The sequence below is a fragment of the Kitasatospora sp. NBC_01300 genome (genome assembly GCF_041435235.1).
GTDB lineage: Bacteria > Actinomycetota > Actinomycetes > Streptomycetales > Streptomycetaceae > Kitasatospora.
The window spans coordinates 7318426-7343564 of the sequence record NZ_CP108408.1; the positions used below are offsets into that span (position 1 = coordinate 7318426).

22 protein-coding genes and 1 pseudogene are annotated in these 25139 nt (G+C 74.8%); 13 read left to right on the plus strand and 10 right to left on the minus strand.

The genetic code is table 11. From position 1 onward, the window contains the following. Positions 1-72: 72 nt before the first annotated feature. Positions 73-2412, minus strand: coding sequence for a glycosyl hydrolase family 18 protein (locus OG556_RS31605; protein WP_371522160.1), 2340 nt, complete (start codon positions 2410-2412; stop codon positions 73-75). Positions 2413-2697: 285 nt separating this feature from the next. On the opposite strand from OG556_RS31605, the gene OG556_RS31610 reads away from it, so the two are divergent. From OG556_RS31610 to OG556_RS31620, 3 genes are all read left to right on the plus strand, one after another. Then, positions 2698-3363, plus strand: coding sequence for a class I SAM-dependent methyltransferase (locus OG556_RS31610; protein WP_371522162.1), 666 nt, complete (start codon positions 2698-2700; stop codon positions 3361-3363). 89 nt (positions 3364-3452) lie between these two features. Then, positions 3453-4130 (plus strand): hypothetical protein, encoded by a 678-nt coding sequence (locus OG556_RS31615; protein WP_371522164.1) that lies wholly within the window; start codon positions 3453-3455, stop codon positions 4128-4130. A gap of 51 nt (positions 4131-4181) precedes the next feature. Continuing rightward, entirely contained in the window at positions 4182-5249 is a 1068-nt protein-coding gene (locus tag OG556_RS31620; protein WP_371522166.1) for a hypothetical protein, read from the plus strand. On the opposite strand, the gene OG556_RS31625 is transcribed toward OG556_RS31620, so the two are convergent. Further along, on the minus strand, positions 5246-7459 hold the full coding sequence (locus OG556_RS31625) for a hypothetical protein (RefSeq protein WP_371522168.1): 2214 nt from the start codon (positions 7457-7459) through the stop codon (positions 5246-5248). The genes OG556_RS31620 and OG556_RS31625 overlap by 4 nt on opposite strands. Before the next feature lie 369 nt (positions 7460-7828). Between OG556_RS31625 and OG556_RS31630 the strand changes: the two genes are divergently transcribed. Beyond that, entirely contained in the window at positions 7829-8416 is a 588-nt protein-coding gene (locus tag OG556_RS31630; RefSeq protein ID WP_350879397.1) for a TerD family protein, read from the plus strand. Between the two features lie 63 nt (positions 8417-8479). Here the strand turns inward: OG556_RS31630 and OG556_RS31635 are convergent, their stop codons facing one another. Then, the gene (locus OG556_RS31635) at positions 8480-10144 is read right to left on the minus strand and encodes an ABC transporter permease (protein ID WP_371522170.1); all 1665 of its coding nucleotides are present in this window, start codon (positions 10142-10144) and stop codon (positions 8480-8482) included. After that, a complete protein-coding gene (locus tag OG556_RS31640; RefSeq protein WP_371522172.1) occupies positions 10141-11067 on the minus strand; it encodes an ABC transporter ATP-binding protein in 927 nt (308 codons plus the stop codon). Before OG556_RS31640 ends, OG556_RS31635 begins: the two co-directional genes overlap by 4 nt. A 95-nt stretch (positions 11068-11162) precedes the next feature. Here OG556_RS31640 and OG556_RS31645 point away from each other — a divergent pair, with 95 nt between their 5' ends. Further along, the gene (locus OG556_RS31645) at positions 11163-11696 is read left to right on the plus strand and encodes a GbsR/MarR family transcriptional regulator (protein WP_371522174.1); all 534 of its coding nucleotides are present in this window, start codon (positions 11163-11165) and stop codon (positions 11694-11696) included. A gap of 110 nt (positions 11697-11806) precedes the next feature. Here OG556_RS31645 and OG556_RS31650 read toward each other — a convergent pair whose 3' ends face one another. Further along, complete coding sequence (locus OG556_RS31650) at positions 11807-13294, minus strand: lytic transglycosylase domain-containing protein (RefSeq protein ID WP_371522176.1); 1488 nt, start codon at positions 13292-13294, stop codon at positions 11807-11809. A 671-nt stretch (positions 13295-13965) separates the two neighbouring features. On the opposite strand from OG556_RS31650, the gene OG556_RS31655 reads away from it, so the two are divergent. Together OG556_RS31655 and OG556_RS31660 are read left to right on the plus strand one after the other, a co-directional pair. Then, the gene (locus tag OG556_RS31655) at positions 13966-14349 is read left to right on the plus strand and encodes a hypothetical protein (protein WP_350879391.1); all 384 of its coding nucleotides are present in this window, start codon (positions 13966-13968) and stop codon (positions 14347-14349) included. Between the two features lie 21 nt (positions 14350-14370). After that, positions 14371-14667 carry a hypothetical protein gene (locus tag OG556_RS31660; protein WP_371522179.1) on the plus strand — a complete coding sequence of 99 codons (297 nt, stop codon included), beginning with the start codon at positions 14371-14373 and terminating at the stop codon, positions 14665-14667. Positions 14668-14701: 34 nt separating this feature from the next. Here the strand turns inward: OG556_RS31660 and OG556_RS31665 are convergent, their stop codons facing one another. From OG556_RS31665 to OG556_RS31680, 4 genes are all read right to left on the minus strand, one after another. Then, on the minus strand, positions 14702-15400 hold the full coding sequence (locus OG556_RS31665; RefSeq protein WP_371522181.1) for a DUF6585 family protein: 699 nt from the start codon (positions 15398-15400) through the stop codon (positions 14702-14704). 181 nt (positions 15401-15581) lie between these two features. Then, a complete protein-coding gene (locus OG556_RS31670) occupies positions 15582-17207 on the minus strand; it encodes an alpha/beta hydrolase (protein WP_371522183.1) in 1626 nt (541 codons plus the stop codon). A gap of 151 nt (positions 17208-17358) precedes the next feature. Further along, on the minus strand, positions 17359-18000 hold the full coding sequence (locus OG556_RS31675; RefSeq protein WP_371522185.1) for an NAD(P)-dependent oxidoreductase: 642 nt from the start codon (positions 17998-18000) through the stop codon (positions 17359-17361). An 87-nt stretch (positions 18001-18087) separates the two neighbouring features. After that, entirely contained in the window at positions 18088-19026 is a 939-nt protein-coding gene (locus OG556_RS31680; protein WP_371522187.1) for an EamA family transporter, read from the minus strand. 111 nt (positions 19027-19137) lie between these two features. On the opposite strand from OG556_RS31680, the gene OG556_RS31685 reads away from it, so the two are divergent. Continuing rightward, on the plus strand, positions 19138-19641 hold the full coding sequence (locus OG556_RS31685) for a MarR family winged helix-turn-helix transcriptional regulator (RefSeq protein WP_371522189.1): 504 nt from the start codon (positions 19138-19140) through the stop codon (positions 19639-19641). Between the two features lie 39 nt (positions 19642-19680). Here OG556_RS31685 and OG556_RS31690 read toward each other — a convergent pair whose 3' ends face one another. Next, positions 19681-20574 carry an L-histidine N(alpha)-methyltransferase gene (locus OG556_RS31690; RefSeq protein WP_371522191.1) on the minus strand — a complete coding sequence of 298 codons (894 nt, stop codon included), beginning with the start codon at positions 20572-20574 and terminating at the stop codon, positions 19681-19683. On the opposite strand from OG556_RS31690, the pseudogene OG556_RS31695 reads away from it, so the two are divergent. The 5 genes and pseudogenes from OG556_RS31695 to OG556_RS31715 all read left to right on the plus strand — a co-directional run bounded on the left by OG556_RS31695 (position 20573) and on the right by OG556_RS31715 (position 25133). Next, positions 20573-22113, plus strand: a pseudogene (locus OG556_RS31695) (PLP-dependent aminotransferase family protein). The gene OG556_RS31690 and the pseudogene OG556_RS31695 overlap by 2 nt on opposite strands. A 356-nt stretch (positions 22114-22469) precedes the next feature. Beyond that, on the plus strand, positions 22470-23483 hold the full coding sequence (locus OG556_RS31700; RefSeq protein WP_371522193.1) for a glycoside hydrolase family 3 N-terminal domain-containing protein: 1014 nt from the start codon (positions 22470-22472) through the stop codon (positions 23481-23483). Between the two features lie 308 nt (positions 23484-23791). Next, a complete protein-coding gene (locus tag OG556_RS31705) occupies positions 23792-24262 on the plus strand; it encodes a hypothetical protein (protein ID WP_371522195.1) in 471 nt (156 codons plus the stop codon). A gap of 257 nt (positions 24263-24519) precedes the next feature. Further along, on the plus strand, positions 24520-24864 hold the full coding sequence (locus OG556_RS31710) for an ArsR/SmtB family transcription factor (protein WP_371522197.1): 345 nt from the start codon (positions 24520-24522) through the stop codon (positions 24862-24864). A 125-nt stretch (positions 24865-24989) separates the two neighbouring features. Beyond that, positions 24990-25133 (plus strand): DUF6126 family protein, encoded by a 144-nt coding sequence (locus OG556_RS31715; RefSeq protein WP_350879374.1) that lies wholly within the window; start codon positions 24990-24992, stop codon positions 25131-25133. The last annotated feature ends 6 nt before the right edge of the window (positions 25134-25139 follow it).

Here is a 25139-nt window from a genome sequence, read left to right on the forward strand (position 1 = left end):
GGTCAGCTGAACCTCGCCGGAGCACGGTGGGCCCGCGCGGAGATCCGCGCGGGCCCACCGGCGTGCCGGACGTCAGCGCAGGCTGCCGTCCATGGAGTTGAGCAGCGTGCCGGAGGCGTCGTCGTTCTCCAGGGAGAAGGCGAACAGTCCGCCGAGGCCCTTGCTCTTGGTGTAGGCCCCGCGCGCCTGGATGGCCTGCGGGGTGTCGCCGGTCCAGAAGTTGGTGCCGTCGTAGACCCAGCTGCTCTCGGTGACCGGGTCCCAGTGGGTGGTGGCGGCGGTCGGGTTGAGCTCCTTCCAGGCGGCCAGTCCGGCCTCCTGGCTCAGCGGCTTGGCGGCCGTCGGGCCGGTCGCGCTCTGGTACAGGCCGTAGTTGGAGCCGGCCGGGACGCCCGTCCAGCCGCGCCAGTAGAACGGGATGCCGAGCACCAGCTTGTTGGCCGGGAAGCCGCCGGGGATGCCGTACTCGGGCAGGCCGGTGGTGTACGCGGCGAGCATGGTGTCGACGTTGTACTTGCGGGTGCCGGGGGTGATCGGCGTGGTCGGGTCGGTCGGGCTGTCGTGCAGCGGGTCCTGGTGGTTGGTCGGGCCCTTGGCGTCCCAGGCGCCGTGCATGTCGTAGGACATGACGTCGGCGTAGTCGAGGTAGTTGCCGATCTTGTCGGTCTCCAGCTGGGCGATCTTGTCCTGGCCGCTGGGCAGGGCGGCGGACAGCAGGTAGCGCTTGCCCTGGGCGGAGCCGAGCGCGTCCAGCTGGGTGCGGAACTCCTTGAGCAGGAGGGTGAAGTTCTGCTTGTCGGCGGGGGAGTAGTGGTTGCCGGTGTGGCCGCCGGCCGAGCCCGGGTACTCCCAGTCGAGGTCGACGCCGTCGAAGATGCCGGCCGCCGTGGCCGCGCCGCCGGAGGCGTCGCCCGCGACGCCGGTCGGCAGGTTCCCCTTGAGGAACATGTCGACGCAGGAGGAGACGAAGGTCTTCCGGGAGGCGTCGGTGGCGGCCGCGTCGGAGAAGTACTTGGAGTACGTCCAGCCGCCGATCGAGATGGTGAACCGCAGGTTCGGGTACTTGGCCTTGAGCTGGCGCAGCTGGTTGAAGTTGCCCTTGAGCGGCTGCTCCCAGGTGTCGCTGCTGCCGTCCACGCTGGTGCCGGAGTTGTAGTCGGACTGGTAGTCGGCGTAGGCGTCGCCCGCGCCGTCACCGGCGTTGGGGTTGTTCTCGTTGGTCGAGTCGGAGGCCTTCACCGCCTGGAAGCAGGTGAGCTTGGTGGGGTCGATGTTGGCGAACGCGTAGTGGATGACGTCCAGCTTGCCCGCGGCGCCGCTGGTGTCGACGTTCTTCGGGTAGTACGCGTTCTCGTAGACGCCCCACTGGTCGAAGTAGGCCGAGCGGACGGGCTGTTGCGCGGGGGCGGCGGCCGTCGTGGTGCTCACCGCGGCGGACTGGGCGGAGGCGTGGGAGCCGGAGTAGCCCTGGACGCTGAAGGTGTACGCCTTGCCGGGCAGCAGCGAGCTGACGGCGACGGAGGTGCCCATCGAGGTGGCGACCAGCTGGCCGTTGGACCACACCTTGTAGGCGATCGGGCCGTCGCCGGTGGTCAGGGTGGAGGGCTGCCAGGTGAGCACCACGGCGCCCGCGGTGACCTTGGTGGCGGCGACACCGGTGGGCGTGGTGACCTTGCCGTCCCCGGCCGGGCCGCTCGCGGTGGCCGTCGCGGTCGGGCTGCCGGACCCGGTGGGGCTGCCGCTGGCCGTCGGACTGCCGCTCGCGGTCGGACTGCCGGACGCGGTCGGGCTGGTGGAGGCCGTCGGGCTGCCGCTCGTGGTGGGGCTGCCGGTGGCCGTCGGGCTGCCGGTGGAGGTGGGCCCGGCCGGGCCGGTCAGGCTGAGGTCGTCGGCGTAGTAGGCGCCGGTGCCGTACCAGCCGTGGGTGAAGACCGTCACCGAGGTGGTGGTGGCGCCGGTGGTGAAGGTGGTGCTCAGCTGGTTCCAGCCGGTGCCGCCGGGCGTCCAGACCGAGGAGTTGACGCCCGTCCCGGTGGCGCCGAGGTAGACGTAGCTGCCCTGGACGAAGCCGGAGAGGGTGTACGTGGTGTTCGGCTGGACGGTGACGGTCTGCTGGCACTGCGCGGTGTCGGAGGCCGAGGCCGCGCCGCTGAGCGCGTAACTCCCGCCGTGCACCGGGGTGGTGACGACGGAACCGTTGGCGCAGGTCCAGCCGGCCAGGGTGCCGGCCTCGAAGTCGCCGTTGGCCAGCAGGTTCACCGGGGCGGCCGAGGCGGGGCTGAGGGTCAGGGCGAGGGCGGCGCCGCTGGTGCTGAGCGTGGCGGCGAGGGCCAGGGCCAGGGCCCGTCTGCGCGGGGCGGTCCGGCGCCCGGCGGCCTGGGCGGGCCGTGCGGGCATGACGCGGTCGTGCATGCGGTGTGTCCTCCGGATGTGTGGGGGTTCCGGCGGTGCGTGGCCCGGGGTGGGCCGGGGGAGCCGCCCGGGCGCTGTGGGGGCGCGCGGGCAGGTGGAGCGTGCCGACGTACGGACGGCGGGCGCGGCGGGCCGGCTGACCCGCTCGCGTCACGACATCACAGATTGGACTGGACCAATATTCGCCGTCAAGGGTGTCCGCCCGCTGGACCGTTGCGGGCCGCCGACGCCCGGGCCCGGTAGGTTGACCGCTGCGGAGCAGGCCCGCCGAACGGAGGACTCGCGATGGACAGCCAGGACTGGGACGACCGCTACGCCGCGACCGAGCTGGTGTGGGGCGCCGAGCCCAACCGCTGGGTGGTCCGCGAACTGACCGGCCTCACCCCGGCCCACGCCCCCGGCCACGCCCTCGACCTGGCCGCCGGCGAAGGCCGCAACGCCATCTGGCTGGCCGGCCGGGGCTGGGAGGTCACCGGGCTGGACTACTCCGCCGTCGCCCTGGAACGTGCCGAGCGGCTCACCGCCGACCTGCCCGACGAGGTCGCCGACCGGCTCACCTGGCGGCACGGCGACGCCCGCACCTTCGAGGCCCCCGCCGCCGGCTACGACCTGATCCTGGTCGCCTACCTCCAGGTCCCCGCCCAGGACCGGCGGGCCGCGCTGCGCCGCGCCGCCGCCGCGCTCGCCCCCGGCGGCACCCTGCTGGTGGTCGGGCACGACCTGAGCAACCTCGCCGAGGGTGTCGGCGGCCCGCAGGACCCGGCCGTGCTGTTCACCCCGGAGGACGTCCTCGCCGACCTCGCGGACCGCGGCCTGCGCACCGTCCGGGCCGAACGGGTGCACCGGACGGTCGGCCCCGAGCCCGGGCACAAGGGCGAGGGCGAGGGCGAGGGCGAGGGCGACGGCGTCGCGGTCGACGCGCTGGTGCGCCTGGAGCGGGGTGCCGAGTGAGGGGGCACCGAGCGACGGGGCGCCGAGTGGCGGGAGACCAGGGGGAAGGGGAGCAGACAGTGGCGGGCCGAGTGATGGGGAGCCGAGCGATGGAGCACCGAGTGGCGGCGCGGCCGGCCCGGCGCACCCTGCTCACCGGCCTGGCGATCGCCGCTCCGGTGCTGCTGGCGGGCTGCTCGGCCTCCTCCGGCAAGGCCGGCAAGAAGGCGGACAAGGAGGCCGGCGCGGCCAGGGCGAGCGACGCGGGCGGCGAGGCCCTGGTGATGATCATCCGGCACGGCGAGAAGCCGGACGGCGGCCACCCGGGACTGGACGAGAACGGCCACCACGACGGCAAGTCCCTGACCGAGCGCGGCTGGTCCCGCGCCCGGGCGCTGCCCACCCTGTTCGTCCCGCCCGCCCCCGGCCTGCGCACCCCCGCCCGGATCCTGGCCGCCGCCGACCAGGGCCCGCTGGCCGGGGCGCACCGGATGCGTCAGACCGTCACCCCGCTCGCCGCCAAGCTCGGGCTGACCGTCGACACCGACTACGCCGAGTCCCAGGAGACGGCGCTCGCGGGCGCCGCTCTGGCGGGGCCCCAGCCGGTGCTGATCTGCTGGGAGCACTCGCGCATCCCGCGGATCGTCGAGGCGCTCGGCGCCGCCGGCAGTGGCGCGCCCGCCACCTGGCCGGACCGCTTCGACCTGGTCTGGGTGTTCGCCCGCCCGGTCGGCGGGGCCTGGACCTTCCAGGAGGTCCGCCAGCACCTGCTGGACGGCGACGCCTGATCCGCCTGTGGGCGGACGCGATGTGACGAAGCGTCAACTAGCTTGTGGGTCATGAGGACTCGCACGTTCTTCGCCGCCGCGGCCGTCACGGCGCTGCTGCTGTCCGGTTGCGCCGGATCCGGCTCCGAGGACGGGCCGCGGCCCCGGCCGACCCGGGCCAGCGGCGCGCCGCCGACCGGGGGCGAGCACCGGGCCGACGGCGCCGAGCTGCTCTACCGGGCCGAGGGCGGTCGCAGCGCCCAGAACCCCGCCTTCGCCCCGGACGGCCGCTCGGTGCTGCTGACCGAGTTCAGCGAGGGCTACAACAAGGGCGCCGCCGCCCTCGGGGTGCTGCCGCTGGACGGCGCCCGCGCACCGCAGAAGGTCCTGGAGGATCCCGACAAGGCCGCCGTCAACCTCCCGGGCACCAGCTGGAACGCCGCCACCGGCGCCTTCACCTTCGCCACCGACCGGGAGTCCGGCCACGACGAGGTCTGGCTGATGACGCCCGGCGGCAGCCCCGAGCGGGTCACCCGGCACGAGGACGGCAGCGGCTACAGCGAGCCGAGCTTCTCCCCGGACGGCGCCTGGATCGTCTTCCAGCAGAGCTGGGAGCCGGAACACGCCGCCGTGCACGGCGACGACGCCGAACAGGACTCGCTCTGGAAGGTCCGCCGCGACGGCGGCGCCCCCCTCCGGCTGGTCGACGGCAAGGGCACCGGCACCGACAACCGGCAGCCGAACTGGTCGCCCCGGGGCGACCGGATCGTCTTCCAGCGGCGCGCCGCCGGCAGCGAGAACTGGGCGCTGTGGACGGTCGGCGCGGACGGCACCGGCCTGCGCCAGGTCACCGACGTGCCGGGCGAGCACACCGATCCCACCTGGTCCCCGGACGGCCGGTACCTGGTGTTCTCCTCCAACCTCGGCGACCTGCCGAACGCCCAGGTCTTCGTGGTCGCGGCCGACGGCGGCCGCCCCGTCCGGGTGACCGGCGACGACGGCTCGTACGACGGCGCGCCGAGCTGGTCCCCGGACGGGAAGTGGATCGCCTTCGAGTCCGCCCCGGGCGGCGAGGCCAACCCCGCCGCCCTCTGGCGCATCCCCGCGCCCGCGCTCCAGCCGGGACCGGACAGGACCTAGCTCACTGTCACCGTCACCACCGAGTACTGCACGACGGTCAGCGGCACGCTGACCGTCCCTCCCGTGACGGTGTACGGGACGGGCTTGGGCGTCGGGTCGGTGCCGTCCGGGGTGGCGACGGTGACGGCCGTGACGGCGGCGCCGGCCGGGAGGGCGTAGGAGAGCGTGCAGTTGGCGGGCGTGGTGCGGAAGGCCGCCGGGGTGTCGCCGAAGTTGGTGAAGTTCACCAGGTGGACGACGGTGTCGTTGCCGAGCCGCCGCGCGTCCAGGAAGATCCGGCGGTCCCCGGCCAGGGTGACGGCGGGCGGTGCGGACCGGCGGACGGGGGCGAGCAGTTGGTCGGCCGAGGCCTGGTCGGTCTTGGTGAGGTAGCTGAGCCCGGCCCGGTCGCGGACGTACCAGCAGGTGCCGCTGCCGTAGGCGTTCTGCTTGTTGGCCGGCAGCGGGCTGCCCCGGCGCAGTCCGAGCACGTCGGAGAGCGCGAACTCGGCCCGCTGGCCGCCCAGTTCGTCGAGCGCGGTGGGCGCCGGGCCGGTGATCACGATCGTCCCGCCGGCCGCGACGAAGCCCCGCAGCACGGCCGCCTCGGCGTCCGAGACCGCCTGGAGGTCGGGCAGCAGCAGCACCTTGAACCGGGCCAGGTCGGCGGCGGCCAGGCCGGGGCTGGGCACCGTGTCGAACGGGATGTGCGCGTACACCAGCGCCTTCACCGTGCCCCGGAACTCGCCCAGCCAGGGGACGGACGCGCAGCTCTGCTCCGGGTCGTCGCCGCCCCACCAGTCGCTGATCCCGGCCGGCGCGGTCGCGTTGACGTACATTCCGATGCCCGCGCCCGGGCTGACGTAGTCCCGGGACGGGCTGGAGTGGTAGACGCCGACCTGGGCGGCCGAGGCCGCGTTGTAGAGCCGTTCCTGGTTGCTCTGGACGAAGCGGTACATCCGGGCGCGCATCGCCGCGTCCACGGTGTCGTTCTTGTACGGCGTCTTCACCTCGTAGGGGTTGCAGCCGGCCGCGATCAGCTGGGACATCACCAGCGAGGCGTCGTCGGCCTGCCAGCCGTAGGAGAACGCCCAGGCGGGCTTGGTGCCGCTGGCGCCGCGCGCGTACTTGTACATCGAGATGAGACAGACCCAGTCGGAGGCGGTGGCGTGCCGCATGCCGTCGTAGTTGCCGAGGATGTCCACCTCCCAGACCTGGCTGACGGCGCCCTCGGCCTGGCGCAGGTAGCCGCCGTCCAGGCCGATCGAGGTGGCGTAGCGGTAGTCCATCGAGACGGTCTCGACGAAGGTGACCAGGTCGGGGTTGACCGCGCGCCCGGCGGCGGCGATGTCGAGCTGGAACTGGAGCAGGTTGCGGTGGCGCCATTCGAGGTAGCGGCGGAACACCGGGTCGGCGAAGTCGGCGGCCTTGGGCAGGGCGAGGCCGCTGTCGGCCTTGAAGGCGGCCGCGCCCCAGGTGGAGGCGTCGCACCAGGAGAGCACGCCGTCGAAGTAGATCGGGACGTCCGGCCAGATGCCGTCCACGCCGGTGGCGGCCACGCCCTTGATCCGCTTGAGGTAGTAGTCCCGCCAGGGCGAGTTGGGGCTGAGCCAGACGCTCTCGTCACCCGGGTCGACCCAGACCACCACGCTGCCGTAGAACACGTTGGGCTTTCCGGCGAGGTCGCGCTGCACCCAGGCGCCGCCCTGGTCGTTCTTGTAGAACGAGCGCCCCTTCTCGCCGCCGGGGGAGATCAGCTCCAGGGAGGGGTAGTACATGACGACCTTGAGGCCGGCGGCGTGCGCCAGGCCGGTGAAGGTCTTCACCTCGGCCATGTGGGCCGCGAACTCGGCGTCGGTGAGCCAGTTGGAGAGCAGGGTGTCGAGTTCGATGACGCTGACGTTCTGCGCCTTGAGGGCGTCGACGGCGCTCTGCATGTCGGCGGGCTCGTTGAAGGTGCCGTCGCCGACGCGGGCGAACCGGGCCCAGTCCGGCCAGGGCTGCGCCGTGGCGGCGCCGCCCGGGAGGGGCGCGGGTACGGGCGCGGACTCCGGCACGGGTGCGGGCGCGGGCTCCGGGGCGGCGGCCCAGGCCTGGCCGCCGGGCAGCAGGCGGACGGCGGCGAGCGCGCCGCCGGTGCCCAGGCCGGCCCGCAGCAGGCGGCGGCGGCCGAGGCGCGAGGTGGTGGCGGCGGTGGCGGGTGCGGGCGGTGTTCCTTCGTGCTCGGACATGGTGGTCCCCCCAGCGTGGGTTGGCGGATCACGGGAACGTGCGCGGAACGCGGTGCGTCGGCGGCCGTTCTCCCGGTCGGCGGCGCCTCCGAGCCGACCCTAGACCGCGCGCCGCCCGCCTGTTCGGCCCCTGTTCGCGGCTACGCCAGACGTCGGATCGCCGGTTGCCAGGTTGACCGAGCCGGATTGCGCGCCGCCCCGCGCAAGCTCCTCCCCGGGGCGCTTGACAGTGTGCGGACCGCCCCCGGTGGTGACGGCGGGGGGAGCGCGGGGTAGGGGTGCGGGGAGCGCGCCGGTCGGATGATCATAGAAGTTCGACAGTGCTGTAGATTCACGGCACGGAGCGGCGGCAGGAACGAGGAGGGCACGATGAGCGTTTCGCTGGCCAAGGGACAGAAGATCAGCCTGGAGAAGCCGGGCGGCGGTCAGCTGAGTGTGGTCCGGATGGGCCTGGGCTGGAAGGCCGCGCAGCCCAAGGGCTTCTTCGCCAAGCTGCTGGCCGCCGGTCGGGAGATCGACCTGGACGCCTCGGCGGTGCTGTTCTCCCAGGGGCGGCCGGTGGACGTGGTCTTCTTCCAGCACCTCAACAGCAATGACGGTTCCGTCCGGCACAGCGGCGACAACCTGGTCGGCGGCGCGGGCGACGCGACCGACGACGAGTCGATCACCGTCGACCTGACCAAGATGGCCGCCGAGGTCGACCAGATCCTCTTCACCGTCAACTCCTTCACCGGCCAGACCTTCCAGGAGGTCGAGGCGGCCTTCTGCCGGCTGGTCGACGAGCAGACGGGCGCCGAGCTGGCCCGGTACACGCTCACCGGGGGCGGCCCGTACACCGCGCAGATCATGGCCAAGGTGCAGCGCACGCCCGCCGGTTGGCAGATGACCGCGATCGGGCAGCCGGCCAGCGGGCGGACCTTCCAGGACCTGATGCCGGAGCTGGTCAAGCACCTGTGACCCGGCCCGGGGCCGGCCCGCCGCGGCCGGCCCCGTCCGCTTGCCCCGCCGCAGCCCCGGGCGTCAGCGCACGTCGAGGTCGCGGCGCCGGAACCCGGCGAGCGCCAGGGCGATCAGGGCGGCCGCGACCAGGGTGAGCGCCGCGAGCGGCGTCCAGTCCATGGCGGCCGCCGGGAGCCGGGGCACCTGCCCGAACGGGGAGAGCCGCTCCAGCCCCGCCGGGAGCTTCAGCAGCGGGCCCAGGTACCCGATCACGAACGCGTACGCCGGCACCAGCCAGGCCAGTTGCGTCGCCCGGGGCAGCCAGCCGTACACGGCGGCGGCGAACCCCACCGTCACCCACTGGGCGGGCGCGAACGCCATGGCCGCGCCGACCAGTCGCGGGAACGCGCCGGCGTCACCGGTGGACAGTGCCCCGGCCAGGCCGAAGCCCACCCCCGCCGCGAGCAGCACCGCGGTCGAGCCCAGCAGCGCCGCCGCCAGGTGCCCGCCCAGCCAGCCGGACCGGGACACCCCGGTGGCCAGCACCGGTTCGGCCCGCCCGGCGCTCTCCTCGGCGCGCGGGCGCAGCGTCGCCAGCACCGCGTAGACCGCGCCGACCACCGCCACCACCAGCAGGGTCATCGCGGCGAAGGAGTCGGTGAGCGAGCGGCCGCCGAGCCGGGCGAGGGCCTCCTTCAGCTGGTCGACGTCCTTGACCATCGCGTCGGCGCCGCCCAGCAGCGACCCGTACATCGCGCCGAGCAGCAGCAGCGCGACCGCGAAGCCACCCAGCAGGCCGCGGTGCAGACGCAGGGCGAGGCCGAGCGGGGTGCCGAGGGCGGGGCGGGCGGTGGGCGGCCCCGGGCGGGCGGCGCGCAGCCCGGCGCCCACGTCCCGTCGGGTGCTCAGCGCGAAGCCGGCCGCGCCGGTGACGGCGGCCAGGGCGAGCGCGGGCAGCAGCGGCCACCAGCGGTCGTCCACGAAGGGGTAGCTGCGCTGGAGCCAGCCGATCGGCGAGGCCCAGGAGAGCCCGTTCGACCCGGCGTCCCCGGCCGCGCGCACCGCGTAGGCGGCGCCGAGCACCGCGAGGGCCAGCCCGGAGGCCGTCCGGGCGTGCGCGGTGACCTGGACGGCGACGGCGGCGACCGCCGCGAACAGCAGCCCGGCGGCGGTGGTCGCGGCCCCGAACAGCAGCGCGCCGCCGGTGCCGAGCCCGGGGACGCCGAGGGCGGGCAGCCCGGCGGCGAGCAGCAGGCCGAGCGCGAGGTCGGCGACGGCCGCGGCGCCCAGGGCGGCCGCGAGCTGGGCGTGTCGGCCGACGGCGGCGGAGCGGACCAGCTCGGCCCGCCCACTCTCCTCCTCGGCCCGGGTGTGCCGGGTGACGGTCAGCACGCTCAGCAGCCCGGCCAGCACCGCGAGCAGGCCGAGCAGCCGGTGGCCGAGCATGGCGCCCCAGGTGTAGTCGGCCAGGTAGTGCCCGGGGCCGGTCATGGCGAGGACGGCCGGTCCGGCGGAGGCGTGGGCGATCGAGGCGCGGTCGGCGGCGGTCGGGTAGAGGGTGTGCACGCTGTTGGCGCTGGCGAGGGTGAGCAGGCCGAGGCCGAGCACCCAGGCGGGGAGGCGGAGCCGGTCGCGGCGCAGGGCGAAGCGGAGCAGCGTGGCGGTGCCGGCCAGGGTGGTGCGCCGGCGTGGCGGGCGCGGGGCCGTGGTGGGCGCGCTGGTCGAGGTGGTGGTGGCGGCGGTCATCGGGCGGCCTCGCCGTCGACCGGGTGCCCGTTGGCGGCCAGCTCGTCGCCGTAGTGGCGCAGCATCAGCTCCTCCAGCGTGGGCGGGTGGCTGACCAGGCTGCGCAGTCCGGCCTCGCCGAGGCGGCGGATGGCGGCGTCCAGGTGGGCGCCGTCCACGGCGAAGCGCACCCGGGCGCCCTCGGTGCGGACGGCGTGCACGCCCTCCAGCGTCTCCAGCCCGGTGACGGGGCGGTGGGTCTCGGCCTCGACCGTGGTGCGGGTGAGGTGGCGCAGTTCGCCGAGGCTGCCGGTCTGCACCACCCGGCCGTGGCGGATGATGCTGACCCGGTCGCCGAGCTTCTCCACCTCGTCCAGGATGTGGCTGGACAGCAGGACGGTCCGCCCCTGGTGCCGGGCCTGGAGGACGACGTCCTGGAAGACCACCTCCATCAGCGGGTCGAGGCCGGAGGTCGGCTCGTCGAGCAGCAGCAGTTCGGCGTCGGAGGCGAGTGCGGCGACGATGGCGACCTTCTGCCGGTTGCCCTTGGAGTAGCTGCGGCCCTTCTTGGTGGGGTCGAGGTCGAAGCGCTCGATCAGCTCGTCGCGGCGGCGGCGGTCGAGCCGGCCGCGCAGCCGGGAGAGCAGGTCGATGGCCTCGCCGCCGGTGAGGTTGGGCCACAGTTCGACGTCGCCGGGGACGTAGGCGAGGCGGCGGTGCAGTTCGACGGCGTCGTGCCAGGGGTCCTTGCCGAGCAGCCGGGCGCTGCCGCCGTCGGCGCGCAGCAGACCGAGCAGCACCCGGATGGCGGTGGACTTCCCGGCGCCGTTGGGCCCCAGGAATCCGTGCACCTCGCCGGTCTCGACGGTGAGGTCGAGGCCGTCCAGCGCGGTGGTCCGGCCGAAGGTCTTGCGGAGGCCGGTCAGGGCGATTGCCTTCGTCATGCTGCTGAAGCTACCGTAGTTTCAGAAAAACGTGAATATTGGGAAGGCGTTAAAGTTCAGTCGAGTTGTTGATCACCGGAGAGGGGAAGGCGCGCGTGGTGGAGCGGGAAGCGGAGAAGGGGCGCGACGAGCAGGCGGTGTCGGACTTCGTCGAGCGGTTCGCGGCCGAGCTGGTGGCCGCGGGCATGGGCCGGATGCCGGCCCGGCTCTTCTCCTGCCTGATGGCCGAGGAGAGCGGCGTCCTGACCTCCGCCGAGCTCTCCGAACGGCTGCGGATCAGCCCGGCCGCGGTGTCCGGCGGGATGCGCTACCTCACCCAGATCGGCCTGGCCGCCAAGGAGCGCGAGCCGGGCTCGCGGCGCGACCGCTACCGGGTGCTGAACGACGTCTGGTTCGAGTCGCTGACCCGGCGCGACGAATACCTGCTGCGCTGGGTGCGGGTGCTCAGGGAGGGCGAGGCCACCGTCGGCGCGGGCACCGTCGCGGGGGAGCGGCTGGCGGAGAGCGCGGCCTTCTTCGCGTTCATGGTGGACGAACTGCACGGCATGCTGGCGCGGTGGCGGGTGCACCGGGCGGCGCTGGGGCCGGGGGCGCTGCCCAGGGCCGGGGCCGGGTCGGATCCGGCGTAGGCCTCGGGCCAGCTGTGGCTCTAGCTCTCGGTCTCGGGAGCTTGGCGGTCGGGGCGGGGAACGCGGAAGGCCCGCACCAGGGGTGCGGGCCGTCGGCGGATGGGGCGGTGTCAGCGGGTCGGCGGGGCGGCCGAGGGGGAGAGGCCCGCGCTGGGGGTCGTGCTCGCGGCGGCGGACGAGGGGGTGCCGCCCGGGGTGGGAGTGCCACCGGGGGTCGGCGTCGCCGTGGCGCACCCGGGGGCGGTCGGGGTGCCGGACGGCGTTCCGGTCGGGGTGGCCGTCGGGGACGGGCTGCCCGTCGGGGTGGTCGTGGCCGTCGGGCTCGGGCAGTCGGTGGGCGTTCCGGTCGGTGTCGTGGTCGGCGTCGTGCTGGGGGTGCCGGACGGCGTCCCGGTCGGGGTGGCCGTCGAGGACGGGGTGCCGGAGGGGGTGCCCGACGGAGTGGTCGACGGCGTGCCGGACGGCGTGGCCGGCGCGGTCGACGGCGGCGTGCTGCTGGGCGTGCCCGTCGGGGTGGTGCTCGGGTCCGTCGTCGGCTGCGCGGAGGAGGACGGCGTCGGGGCCGGCGAGGTCGGCTGCGCGCTCGGCGAGGGCTGCCCGCCCGGGGTCGGGGTGGTCCCGGGGGTGCTCGGCGTCCCGGGGGTGGCGCCAGGCGTCGTCCCGGTCGGCGGCAGCAGCGGCGCGAGCGGCAGGAGCGGGGAGGGCAGCGAGGACGGCGGGGTCGAGGAGGCCGGGCGGTTCGGCACGGTGGTGACGGTGCCGCTGCCGTAGTGCGCCATCCAGTTGCGGACCGTCCGCAGGTACTCGCCCGAGTTGTTGTAGCTGAGGATCGCCCGGTCGAGCTGCGCCGGGTCGGAGAGGTCGCGCCCGCCCGCGCACAGGTAGCGGGCGGCGCTCTCGGCGGCGTCGAAGATGTTGTTCGGGTCGGCCTTGCCGTCGCCGTTGGCGTCCGTGCCCCAGGTGGCCCAGGTGGAGGGGATGAACTGCATCGGCCCGACGGCGCGGTCCCAGCGCGCGTCGCCGTCGTAGCGACCGCCGTCGCTGTCGGGTATCGCGGCGAAGCCGTTGCCGTCCAGTGCCGGACCGAGGATCGGGGTGAGCGTCGTCCCCGCCGCGTCCACCTGGCCGCCGTTGGCCTGGCCGGACTCGACCTGGCCGATCGCGGCCAGCAGTTGCCACGGCAGGTGGCAGCCGGGCGAGCGCTGTGCGGCCGAGGCCTCGGCCTGGCGGTAGGCGGCGAGCACGGTCGCGGGCAGGGCCGGGCCGGTGGCGGCGAAGGGGCCGGCCGCGGGCGCGCCGGGCACCGTGCCGGGCGGCTGCGGCAGTTGGACGGTGCCACCGCCGTCGGCCGGGACGCCGGCGCCGAAGGCGCTGCCGACGCCGCCGGTCGGGCTGCCGCCGGCCGGTGAGCCGGATTGGGAGGCGGAGGCGTCCGGCGCCGTCACGGCGTCGGCGGCCGCGACCGGGGCGAGCCCGAAGCCCGTCACCTGGGAGCCCGTCAGTGCGGCGAGTGCGGTGAAGGCCGCAGCCGTCCCCGTGACCCGCTTGCCGAGCCGCAGTCCGCGCCCGCCCTGCACCTTGCCGAACCTCGCCGTCATACCGTGCCCCTCCCCGTAGCCGTTCCGACCCTGCCGGAACGGATGAACCGTCGTCATCGTGCCTGCCGCCGGACGGCGGCTCCCGCCGTCGCAACGATTAGTATCACGACGGTCTGACGCGACGGGGGCGGCAGGAGGTTGCCGCGGACCGGCGCCGACGTCCAACACCGCAGGTCAGCAGGGGTGGGGGAGGCCCGCTCGGGCTCGGGCCGAGCCCGAGCCGCGTCGCGGCCGGGCTGCCCGACGGCCCGGCCGGGCAGGCGAGTTGGGGTGGGTGCGCGTCCCCCGCGGGTTCCGTCCGCGGGCCCGGTGGCGGCACCGGAGGGCCGTGTGGGTCGAGCATCGGCGGCATCTCCCTTTTCTGCCAAGGGAGTTGACCGGGGGCGTGTCGGTGGTGGGCCGGGCGTACTGGGGCCCGGACCGGCGGTCCGGGGCGCGGGGGTGGTGCGTGCGCGTCGTTCCGGGCTCCCCGGCGGCGCCCGCCGCCGACCCGCCTGACCTGCGTGGATGTCCGCCGCCGGGCGGGCGTTTCCCTACCAGGGCGGGCGTGCGGACACCAGGGGGCGGCCCCAACTCGCCCCTGGACGGGTGACGTTCTGGTGAAAAGGGCATGCCAGGAATCTCCGCCCGGCATGCTGTGCCCCGTGACCATGCGGATGGAGGCCCGGACTGTGAGCGCGAACCTGCCCGAGACCGTCGCCGAGGGAGCGGTCGTCCTGCCGGCCCCCCCTCGGGTGGTCGACGACCTGGCCCGCGACCTGACCCAGGCCGCGGCCGCCGTCCGGGCGGTCTCACGGGTCGCCCGCAGCGGTGGGGACCTCGCCGTCGCCGCGTACACCGCCGTGGTGTGCACCGGGCGTTCGGCCGCCCGCGTACTGGAGGAGGCCGCCGCCTGGTGCCGTCAGGCCCCCGCGGCCGAGGTGCACTCGCTCGCCTGGGCCCGGGTGCCGGGGCACCGCGAGGACGTGGACGAGTACCGCGTCACCCTCGCCGTCAGCTTCCCCGACGACGAGACCGGCGAGCACCTCGGCGACACCCATCGCGCCCGCCGGTGAGGAATCCGTAGGATGATCCCCATGGGTGATGGGGACACGAAGCAGCTGACGGGCGACCAGGCGCAGGACGCGACGGACGACGGCCCGCGGGAGCTCTCGCGGGCCGCCGCCGTGGGCGTGACGGTGCTCGCCGTCCTCTGCGGCGCCGCCGTCCTGCTGGCCGTCTTCCACTGGCTGGGCTGGAGCGTCCCCTGGGTCGGCTGGATCGTCGCCAAGGCCGGCATCAAGCTCGCCGTCGGGGGCTTCGCCGGGCTCGCCGCCGCCTTCGCCTGGCTCCGGTCGCGGCTGGGGCGCACGGCGGACGACTCGCGGTCCTGACGGCGCTCCGGGGCCTGTCCGGGCCGGCCGCGCGTCAGCCGGAACGGCCCAGCAGCATCATGAAGAGCGCGTAGTTCGGGATCCGGCTGACCGCGGTGTTCGACAGCGAGAGGAACTTGCCGTCCTTCCTGACCACCAGGTAGCCGTTGACCACGCTGATCGACTTGATGTCGTCCCAGGGCACCAGACCGCGCTTCACCGTGCGCAGGCCGGCCGAGCTGACCAGCAGGTCACCGAAGGCCAGTTCCTCCCCGTCCGCCAGTGAGGCCCGGGCCCCGGACAGCTGGGTGGCCGCGACGTAGTGTGCGGCGACCTCGCCCAGTTCCGCCCACCTGCCCAGCTGGGTGCCCTTGTCCCCGCCGCTGAGCTTGGCGCGCCGAGGGTCGCGGTACTTGCCGTCGATCGTGAACGTCTCCCCGTCCTCCCGGATGAACTGGTAGGAGAAGTCCGTCTCGGTGTAGATGTTGTGCGAGTAGTGGGCGACGGTCGACTGCATCACGGTCGAGACCTCGTCCCAGCGGAAGACCGTGAGCTCCATGCCCCCGCCCTCGTGTGCCAGGCCGTGGTCGAAATGGTAGACCCGGAGCTTCTCCTCCTCGCGCGGCTGGCCGAAGAGTCGCTTCTTCGTCAGCACCAGGAAGCACTGGCGCAGCAGGCCGAGGCTGGCCTGCTGCGCCTGCTCGGCCACTGCGGCGGTGATCTGAGTATCCGTGGTCTCGACGACCTTCACCATGGGCTCGCTCCCGTGTGTGGCGACTACGTCCATCGCAGTATTCCCCGGAGCCGGGGGAGGTGAGGCCCAACAGCGGCCGCCCGCTGGGGCTTTCGCCGCCTTTCGGCCAGTCGCGGGCCGCCGTGCCTCACCCGACGCGTGCCCCGGCGGCCGCGGTTGAGCGGCTCGGCGCTCAACCCCCCTACGGGGTGGGGCAGACGAGGTCGCGCTCGGGGGCGCGGCCGTCCAGCAGGTAGCTCTCGACGACGTTCGTGACGCAGGAGTTGGCGGTGGGGTACTGGCCGTGGTCGCCGCTCCCGGTGACGGTCACCAGCTTGGAGCCGCGCAGCGCGCGGTGCGCGCCGAGCGCGGCCTCGTAGTACGTCGCCGGGTCGTGCACCGAGTTGAGCATCAGCACCGTCGGCAGGTGGGCGCCGGTCACCTTGACCTTGGGGGCGGGCGCGGTCGGCCAGGCCGCGCAGACCGCGCTGAAGGCCAGCGTGCGCGCGCCCGCCAGCGGGTAGCGCGCGGTGTTCTCCGCGCCGCGCTGGACCCAGGTGTCCATGTCCTTGGTCCACGGGGTGTCGTTGCAGGTCACCGAGAAGTACTCGGCGAGGAACTCCGGGCTGAGGTACTGGCCGAAGAGCCGCCCGGCCATCGTCCTGGCCGCGGGGTCGGCCCCCTGCCAGTCGTCGACGGCGGTCAGGGCCTGGGCGAGGAAGGGGAAGGTCTCCCGCTCGTAGATCGCGCTGATCGCGCCGTTGTCCAGCTGGTTCGGGCCGATCGTCAGGGAGCCGTCGACGATGGGCCGGTCGTGCAGTGCGGCGCGCCGCTGCTCCCAGTGCGCCTGCACCTCCTCGGGGGTGGAGCCCCAGTGGTAGCTGGCGTCGCGGGCCGCCAGCCACGGTACGAAGTCCTCGTCGAAGCGGCGCTGGAAGCTCATCGGCTGGCCCAGTTCGAACTTCTCCCAGGTGCCGTCGAAGCCGATGTTGCTGTCCAGGACCATCCGCTCGACCCGGTGCGGGAAGAGCGTTCCGTAGTAGGCCCCGATCATCGAGGCGTAGGAGGGGCCGAAGTAGCTGAGCTTCTGCTCGCCGAGCAGGCCGCGGAACAGGTCGATGTCGTGGGCGGTCTGCTCGGTGTTCAGGTAGGGCAGCAGGTCGCCCGTGCGCTCCTGGCAACTGGCGGCCAACTTCTTGGAGTTGGCGACCACCCGGTCGATCGCCGCCGGGGACTGGTCGCGGAAGTCGCCGGCCAGGAAGTCCTGGAACTCCTCCGGCGTCTGGCACACGGCCCGGGTGCTCTCGCCGACCCCGCGCTGGTCGAAGCCCACGATGTCGTACGCGGCGCCGACGGCCGGGGCGGCCGTGGCCAGGTTCGCCGGGCGCAGCAGGCCCGACGCGCCGGGGCCGCCGGCGGCCATCAGCAGCGTGCCCCTGCGCTTGGCCGGGTCGCCGGCGCGGTGCCGGGAGACGGCGATCGTCACGTCGGCGCCGGCGTCGGCGTGGTGCCAGTCGCGCGGGGCGGTCATGGTGGCGCAGTCCAGGGCCGGCTGCTTGGCGCAGGGCTGCCAGGCGAGGGTCTGGTGGGTGTAGCGGGCGGGGGCGGCCTCGGCGTCGCCCGGGTTCCGGCCGGCGTCCGGGGCGGCGCTGGCGGTGGCCGGTACGGCGAGGCCGGCCAGGACGGCGGCGGCGACGGCCAGGGCGGCGCGCCGGGTGCGGGAGGCGGTGGCGCCGGCCGCCGGGGTGTGCGAGGCGGCGGTGTTCGGCGCGGTGGTGCTCGGCGTGATGGTGCGCGAGGCCGTGGTGTTCGATGCGTTGGTGTTCACGGGAACGATCCTGTCCGAGCCCGCCCTGACGGTCGATCATGCGGGGTTCCGTGTCCGGGGTGGTGCTGGGTACACCCCGGACACGGAGGATCGCCCCAGGGCGTGTTCCATCATTCGCGCGCCCGGCGGGAATGATGAAACACGTCCTGGGTCAGTACGCGGCGGTGAAGCGGGTGCGGCGGTGCGCGGGCTGCTCGGCCTCGTCGAGCAGGGCGACGGCGAGGTCCTCCATGGAGATCGCCGAGGCGCCCTCGGCGTCCACCAGCAGTTCGTCCCGTCCGAGCCGGAACCGGCCGGTGCGCTCGCCGGGTTCGAGCAGGGCGGCGGGGCTCAGGTAGGTCCAGTCGACGCCCGGGTCGGCGGCGCGGTAGAGGTCGAGCTGCTCGCGGCAGGCCCGGGCGATCGGCCTGAGCTCGGCGGGGAAGCCGGGGTCGTCGGCGAGGGCCGTCCCGCCGCGGCCGGGGAGGGTGAGGCTGCCCGCGCCGCCGACGGCCAGCAGGCGCACGCCCGTTCCGGCGAGACCGGCCAGCAGGCCCCGGGTGGCGGCGGACAGTTCGTGCTCGCTGCCGGGCGCCGGGCGGGTGGCGGTGATCACCAGGTCCTGCCCGGCGGCGAGGCGGGCGACGTCCTCGGGGTTGCGGGCGTCGCCGATGCCGAGGGCGACGGCGGCCGGCAGGCCGTGCGGTTTGGCGGGGTCGCGCAGGACGGCGGTGATCCGGTGGCGGCGGGCGAGCGCCTCGGTCACCACCCGGCTGCCGACGTTGCCGGTGGCACCGAACACGGTGATGTGCATGGACGTTCTCCTGATGTGGTGGGTGCCAGCGGCTGCTGGGCGGGGGTCGGGGAGTGCGGGAGGGGGGCCGGCGGAGGCGGGGCGGGGTCAGGCGTTCTCGCGGACGGGCGGTGCGGAGGCCGGGGCGGAGGGCATGGCGGGCGCGGCGGGCGCTGAGGGCGTGGTGGTGCCAGGGCGGCGCCGGGTCTGGGCCGAGATCAGCGAGCCGAGGACGATCAGCGCGCCGAGTGCCTGGAGCGGGCTGAGGCCCTGCCCGAGGGCCAGCCAGCCGATCGCGGTGGCGACCACCGGGCTGAGCAGCGAGAGGAAGGAGACCGAGGTCGGCGGCAGTGCCCGGATCCCGCGGAACCAGAGCGCGTACGTGAGCGCCGCGCCGATCAGGCTGAGGTAGCCGTAGCCGAGCAGGTTGCCGCCGGTGAGGTGGGACGGCGGGGCGCCCTCGACGAACAGTGCGACCGGCACGAGCAGCAGTCCGCCGGCGGTGAGCTGCCAGCCGGTGATGGCGAGCAGCGGGGCGGGGGAGACCCAGCGCTTGGAGAGGACGACGCCGGTGGCCATGACGACCGCGCCGGCGAGCGCGGCGGCCACGCCGACGGCGTCCAGCTGGGCGTCGGCCCGCAGGACCAGCAGGCTGACGCCCGCGATCCCCGCGATGCCGCAGATCACCGTGCGCGGCGTGAGCCGGTCGCCGAGCAGCGCGGCCGAGAGCCCGGCGGTGATCAGCGGCTGGACGGCGCCGACGGTGGCGGCGACCCCGCCGGGGAGGCGGTAGGCGGCGATGAAGAGGAGGGCGAGGAAGGCGCCGATGTTCAGCGCGCCGAGGACCAGTGCGCGCCACCACCAGCTGCCCTTCGGCAGCCGGCGGGTGACGGCGATCAGCAGCAGTCCCGCGGGCAGGGCCCGGAGGACGGCCGCGAGGAGCGGACGGTGGGGCGGGAGCAGTTCGGTGGTGACGATGTACGTCGACCCCCAGACGGCGGGGGCTATCGCCGTCACCAGCACGATTCCGAGGCGATTTCTTAGCACTAAGCAAATGTATCTCAGCGCTAAGACATCTCTCACCGCTTTGGCGGGGTGACGTGGCTCACAGTTACCTCACCGCTAAGGAAACCCGGCGGGATCCCCTACCCTGAACCTGTGGCAGATGCAGATCATGTGGACCGAGTAGTCGCGCAATGGGCCGTCGAGCGCCCCGACCTGGACGTCTCCCCGATGGAGGTGTTCGGCCGGCTCAAGCGCCTCTACCGCCTGGTGGACGCGGAGCTCAACCGGACCTTCGGCGAACACGGCCTGGACGCCGCCTCCTTCGACGTCCTCGCCACCCTCAGGCGCAGCGGCCCGCCCTACCGCCTCACCCCCACCGGGCTGATGCAGTCCGCCATGGTCACCTCCGGCGCCATCACCCAGCGCCTCGACCGTCTGGAGGCCCGCGGCCTGGTCACCCGCACCCAGAGTGACCAGGACGGCCGCAGCCGCGTGGTCGCGCTCACCCCCGAGGGCCACGCCCTCATCGACCGCGCCCTCCCCGACCACCTCGCCACCGAGCGCGCCCTCCTCGCGGGCCTCGACGACCCCGGGACCGCCGCCCTCGTCGACGCCATGCGCGCCCTCCTGGCCGCCCTCGGCGACAGCCCGGAGTGAGCGGGCGGGCGCGTGGGCGGACCTCCCCGCCCGCCCGGCCTACGGGTTGACCGCCACCGCCTTGAAGAAGGTGTAGTGGAACGTCCCGCCCGGCTCGGCCGTGCGGCGCAGTTCGGCGATGCCGAGGTCGAAGGCGTCGGGGGTGGTCAGACCGGCGGCCAGCGCCTCGGCGCGGACGGCCTCGACCATCGCGACGAAGGTGCGCCGGGTGAAGCCCTCGACCAGGGCGGGGCGCCCACCGTCGGCGTGGACGGTGCGGGGGCGGACGGCCACGTCCCGGAAGCCGGCCTCCGTCAGGAGCGGGTACAGGCGGCGCCCGAGCAGGGCGTCACCGCCGGCCGCCGCCTGGAGCCGCACCAGCAGGTCGACCGCGTCGTGGGCCGCCGGGCCCTGCGGGTGGAAGAAGGCCGAGCCGTGGTCGCCCTCGACCACCGTGATCGTGCCGCCCGGCCGCAGCACCCGCCGCAGCGCGGTCAGCGCGGCCACCGGGTCGGCCAGGTGCTCCAGCACGAAGCACACGAAGACGTGGTCGAACGCGCCGTCCGGGAAGGGGAGTCGGTGCAGGTCGCCGTGGTGCCAGGTGACCCGTGCGGTGGGTGCCTCGGCCGCCACCCGGGCCCGGGCCCGGGCCAGCGACTCCGCGGAGACGTCCACCGCCGTCAGCAGCGCGCCGGGGCTGGCGGCCAGCAGGTGCGCGGTCTGCGCCCCCACCCCGCAGCCCGCCTCCAGCACCCGGCTGCCCACCGGGTACGCGGTGCCCGCGTGCAGCAGTTCGGCGAGGGTGTCCGCCTGGTCGCCGAGCCGTTGCGCCTCGGTCTCCGAGTAGCCGTGGACGTAGTCCGGGGCGCAGTCGTGGCCGGGGAGGCGGCTGGAGGGGCGGCCGGGGCCCGCGGCGTCCTGCCGGTCGTTCAGTGATGCCGTTTCCGTGGTCATGGCCCCACCCTCGCGCCACAATGGTCCGGTGAACAGGTCCAAAGAAGCGCCGGACGGCAGGTCCAAACAGGCGGACCCGGGCGCCGACTTCCTCCAGCTCGACACCGCCGACGCCCCGCCCGGCGGCCTCACCGGCTGGCTCGCCCGCCGGCTGCGCGAGGCCATCGCCGACGGCCGTCTCCCCACGGGCAGCCGGCTGCCCGCCACCGGGGGCTGGCGGCCGAACTCGGCGTCTCCCGGGGCGTGGTGACCGACGCCTACCGGCGCCTGGCCGAGGAGGGCCAGATCGCCGGCCGGGGCAGGGGCGGCACCGTCGTCGTCGCGGCCCCGGCGCCCCCGTCGTCGGCCGCGTTCCCGTCGTCGGACACGTCCCCGCCGCGCGCCCGGCCGGAGCCCGTCCTGTTCCACGCCGACCCCGACCCCGAGGTGTTCGACCTGCTGCGCGGCACGCCCGCCCGGATCGACCTCACTCCCGGTGTGCCCGACCTCGCCGCCTTCCCCCGCGCCGCCTGGCTGCGCGCCGAACGCGCCGTCCTGGACGGCCTCGCCGCCGCCGAGCTCGGCTACGGAGACGTCCGAGGCACCCCCGCGCTGCGCCGGGCCGTCGCCCACTGGCTGGCCCGCAACCGGGGCATCCGCGCCGACCCGGACGAGGTGCTGATCGTCGCCGGGACGGCCCAGGCCCTCGCCCTGCTCGGCCGGGCGCTCGGCCGGGTGGGCGTCACCGAGGTCGCCGTCGAGGACCCGGGCTCGCTCGGCGCCCGCCAGCACCTCGCCCACTGGCTCGCCGCGACCCCGCCCGTCCCGGTCGACGCCGAGGGCGTCCGGGTCGACGCGCTGCGCGCCACCGGCGCCCCGGCCGTCCTGCTCACCCCGGCCCACCAGTACCCGACCGGGGTCGTCCTCGGCGGCGAGCGGCGGCGCGAACTGCTGCGCTGGGCGGGCGAGGGCGGCCTGGTCATCGAGGACGACTACGACGCCGAGCACCGCTACGACCGCCCGCCCGTCCCCGCGCTGCGCGCCGCCCTGCCGGAGCAGGTCTGCTACGCGGGCAGCATCTCCAAGCTGCTCGCCCCCGCGCTGCGCACCGGCTGGCTGCTGGTGCCGGCGCGGCTGCGCGAGGCCGTCCTGGAGGCCAAGCGGTTCGCCGACCTGGGCAACCCGGTGCTGCCGCAGCTGGTGCTGGCCCGGCTGATGGAGTCCGGCGAACTCGACCGCCACTTGCGGCTGTTGCGCCACCGCCACCGCCGCCGACGGGACGCGATGATCGCCGCCGTCCACGCCCACCTCCCCGGCGCCACCGTCCACGGCGCGGCGGCCGGCCTGCACCTGATGCTCACCCTGCCGCTCGGGGCGCGCTGTACGGACACCGAACTGGCCACGGCGGCGCTCGCCGAGGGCGTCAAAGTGCAGCCGCTGTCCTGGCACGCGCGCCTGCCGTACCCGCCGGGGCTGGTGCTCGGCTACGCGGCGGGTGCGCCGGGGGAGATCGCGGAGGGGATCGCCGTCCTGGGGCGGTTGCTGCGCCGCTCCGTCTGAGGGCGGTCGGCGCCCGGGTCCCCCGTCCGCTCCGGCGCGGGTGTGCTCCTCCGGGGTCCGGGCTATGGTGGCGACGGGCTCGGGTGCCCTGACAGGCTCGGGCGCCTTGACGGGCTCGGGTGCCTTGACGGGCCGTATCCCGCTGCCGACCTCAGGGAGGCGTGATGGCCGTGCTTCGGCGCACCGTCCAGTTCGGCGCGATGCTGGTGGTGTTGGCGGCCACGCTCGGGCCGGTTCCGGCCGGGTCGGTGTCGGCGTCCGCACCGGCGTCGGCACCGGTGTCCGTTCCGGCGTCGATACCGGATTCGATACCGGGGCAGGCAGTTGCCCCGGGAGGGGGGACGGTGGCGGCGGAGATGGCCGATCAGGACGCGCGGCAGCTCGCGGGGCGCCGGATCGTACTCTCGTACGCCGGTCCGACACCGCCGCCGGGCGTGCTGCAGACGATCCGGGAGGGGCGGGCGGCCGGGGTCATCCTGTTCGCCGAGAACGTCACGAGCCAGGCGCAACTCGCCGAGGCCGTCGGCCAGTTGCGGGAGGCGGCGGCGCAGTCGCCGGTGCCCGAGGGGCTGCTGCTGATGACCGACCAGGAGGGCGGCAAGGTGCGCCGCCTGCCCGGCGAGCCCGAATTCTCCGCCCGCCGGACCGGATCGGACCCCGACCCGCTCGGCGCGGCGGGCCGCGCCGGTGCCGGCGCCGCCGGGACGCTCGCGGACGCGGGGCTCAACGTGAACCTCGCGCCGGTGCTGGACGTCTACGACACCCCGGGCAACTTCATCGACCGCCATGAGCGCTCCTACGGCCAGGACCCGTCCGGTGTCGGCGAGTTGGGCAGCGCCTTCCTCGCCGCCCAGCAGGGCCTGGGCGTGGCCGCCACCGCCAAGCACTTCCCCGGGCTGGGCTCGGCCGCCAACGGCGAGAACACCGATGACCGCCCCGTCACCCTGTCCGTCCCGCTGGACGAGCTGCGCACCCGCGGCGAGGAGCCCTACCGGGCGGCCATCGCGGCGGGTGTCCGGCTGGTGATGGCCTCCTGGGCGGTCTACCCGGCGCTCGACCCGGACCGCCCGGCGGGGATGTCGCCCGCCGTGGTCCAGGGCGAGCTGCGCGGCCGCCTGGGCTTCCAGGGCGTCACGGTCACCGATGCGCTGGAGGCCGAGGCCCTCGCCTCGTACGGCGGCGCGGGCGACCGCGCGGTCGCTGCCGCCGAGGCCGGGATGGACCTGATCCTCTGCTCGGCCCGCGACCCGCAGCAGGCCGAGGACGCCACCACGGCCCTCGCCGACGCCCTGGACTCCGGCCGCCTCGACCGCGCCGCCTTCGCGGACGCCGTCACCCGGGTCGACGCCCTGCGGGCCTCCCTGGACTGAGCCGGCGGCGGCCCGCCCGGGGGCGGGCCGCCGTCCGGGCCGTCCCCGGGCCGACGCCTGCGGGGGCGGGCGGCCGCCGTCCGCGCCGGGCACCGGGCAGACCGGCCGTGGCAGGTGCGCGGACCCTGACCCTCCGGGGTGGGATTGCGCCATCGAAGGTCTGGTTTCGGTCTGCTCGGCAGTTCGAAGGCAGAATCCCGGTCATCGCATGGGAATCGCATGGCAAAGTCTCGTCATGGCACATGTGAAATGTCACATGTGACCTCACCTGTTCTGATCGTTCCTCGTATCCTCCGAAGGAGAAGGCAATGAACCGCATCACACGGATCGCCTCGGGCGCGGCCGGTGTCGTCGCCCTGCTCGCGGCGCCGGTGCCGGCGCTCGCCGCGTCGACCGGCGATGCCGCCGCGACCGTCGCCACGGTGACGACCTGTGGCTACAACGGTCTCCAGGCCGGGCTGTCGACCAAGGTCTGCGCCGAGGTCACCGGCAGCAGTGTCGTGCTGTACGGGCAGATCGGCCTGGCCGGTCCGCCCACCCCGGACACCCCGTGGCCGCCGAAGCCGCAGGAGCTGCTCACCCGTCTGTCGGCCGGGGTGGTCGGCGGCGAGTCGCTCGGCTCGGCGAGCGTGCGCGCCGTGTTCACGGCTGCCACCGTGCGGGTCGACGGCGTCAGCGTGACCGTGCCGTGCGGTTCGGTCCTCCACGCGACCTTCTCCGTCGAATCGATCTCGCGGGGGCCGGCCCCGGTCGAGGTGGATGTACCTGTAGGCTGCTGACGGAACCTCACCATGAGCGCCGAGTCCGGGAGTTGGCAGCGTCCCGGGCTCGGCTTCCGGCGTTCCCGGGCACCCTCCGGATGTGACGTGGACCACTCGGGGGCGGCCCCGGCGGGCCGGGCGACCGGCAGGCGGCGGCCGGGCGCCCACTGTGACGACTTGAAGAAACCTTCATCTGTGGCGATGATGCTTGCCGGCCGCCGGTGAGGACGCGGCCGCACGCCCATCGAGCCGTACCCGAGGGAGGGGCGCCGACGATGCCCGTCCCGCTGTACCAGGCCAAGGCGGAGTTCTTCCGCACCCTCGGCCACCCGGTCCGGATCCGGGTGCTGGAACTGCTCCAGGACGGGCCCCGGCCGGTGCGCGAGCTGCTGGCCGAGATCGAGGTCGAGCCCTCCAACCTCTCCCAGCAGCTCGCGGTGCTGCGCCGTACCCAGCTGGTCGCCGCCACCCGCGAGGGCAACACCGTGGTGTACGCGCTCAGCACCCCGGACGTGGCCGAGCTGCTGCGGGCCGCGCGCCGGATCCTGACCGAGCTGATCACCGACCAGGGCGCGCTGCTCACCGAACTGCGCGAGCCCGGCGGCCGGTCGCACCGTTGAGCCCGCCGAGGCCCTCGGGCCGGCTGGACCCGAGGACCCCTGCGAACCTGGCCGGCCCGACGAACCCGGCCGGCCCGCCGAACCCGCGCCCGACCCGGCCGGCCGACCCGAGGAGAACCCCCGCCATGAGCGAGAGCACGAGCGACGGCATGCGCGAGGAGAAGCGCCGACGCAAGGCCATGCTCATCCGGGCCGGCATCTACATCTTCGCCACGCACCTGTTCGCCGGCTTCGTGCTGCTGCTGTTCGCGCTCGGCGGCCGCAAGTAGGCACCT

Bases quoted from the DNA above. Each gene is read 5' to 3' on its own strand.
- OG556_RS31605 (WP_371522160.1), bottom strand. From the start codon at position 2,412: ATGCACGACCGCGTCATGCCCGCACGGCCCGCCCAGGCCGCCGGGCGC.
- OG556_RS31610 (WP_371522162.1), top strand. From the start codon at position 2,698: ATGGACAGCCAGGACTGGGACGACCGCTACGCCGCGACCGAGCTGGTG.
- OG556_RS31615 (WP_371522164.1), top strand. From the start codon at position 3,453: ATGGAGCACCGAGTGGCGGCGCGGCCGGCCCGGCGCACCCTGCTCACC.
- OG556_RS31620 (WP_371522166.1), top strand. From the start codon at position 4,182: ATGAGGACTCGCACGTTCTTCGCCGCCGCGGCCGTCACGGCGCTGCTG.
- OG556_RS31625 (WP_371522168.1), bottom strand. From the start codon at position 7,459: ATGTCCGAGCACGAAGGAACACCGCCCGCACCCGCCACCGCCGCCACC.
- OG556_RS31630 (WP_350879397.1), top strand. From the start codon at position 7,829: ATGAGCGTTTCGCTGGCCAAGGGACAGAAGATCAGCCTGGAGAAGCCG.
- OG556_RS31635 (WP_371522170.1), bottom strand. From the start codon at position 10,144: ATGACCGCCGCCACCACCACCTCGACCAGCGCGCCCACCACGGCCCCG.
- OG556_RS31640 (WP_371522172.1), bottom strand. From the start codon at position 11,067: ATGACGAAGGCAATCGCCCTGACCGGCCTCCGCAAGACCTTCGGCCGG.
- OG556_RS31650 (WP_371522176.1), bottom strand. From the start codon at position 13,294: ATGACGGCGAGGTTCGGCAAGGTGCAGGGCGGGCGCGGACTGCGGCTC.
- OG556_RS31660 (WP_371522179.1), top strand. From the start codon at position 14,371: ATGGGTGATGGGGACACGAAGCAGCTGACGGGCGACCAGGCGCAGGAC.
- OG556_RS31665 (WP_371522181.1), bottom strand. From the start codon at position 15,400: ATGGTGAAGGTCGTCGAGACCACGGATACTCAGATCACCGCCGCAGTG.
- OG556_RS31675 (WP_371522185.1), bottom strand. From the start codon at position 18,000: ATGCACATCACCGTGTTCGGTGCCACCGGCAACGTCGGCAGCCGGGTG.
- OG556_RS31690 (WP_371522191.1), bottom strand. From the start codon at position 20,574: ATGACCACGGAAACGGCATCACTGAACGACCGGCAGGACGCCGCGGGC.
- OG556_RS31700 (WP_371522193.1), top strand. From the start codon at position 22,470: ATGGCCGATCAGGACGCGCGGCAGCTCGCGGGGCGCCGGATCGTACTC.
- OG556_RS31705 (WP_371522195.1), top strand. From the start codon at position 23,792: ATGAACCGCATCACACGGATCGCCTCGGGCGCGGCCGGTGTCGTCGCC.
- OG556_RS31710 (WP_371522197.1), top strand. From the start codon at position 24,520: ATGCCCGTCCCGCTGTACCAGGCCAAGGCGGAGTTCTTCCGCACCCTC.
- OG556_RS31715 (WP_350879374.1), top strand. From the start codon at position 24,990: ATGAGCGAGAGCACGAGCGACGGCATGCGCGAGGAGAAGCGCCGACGC.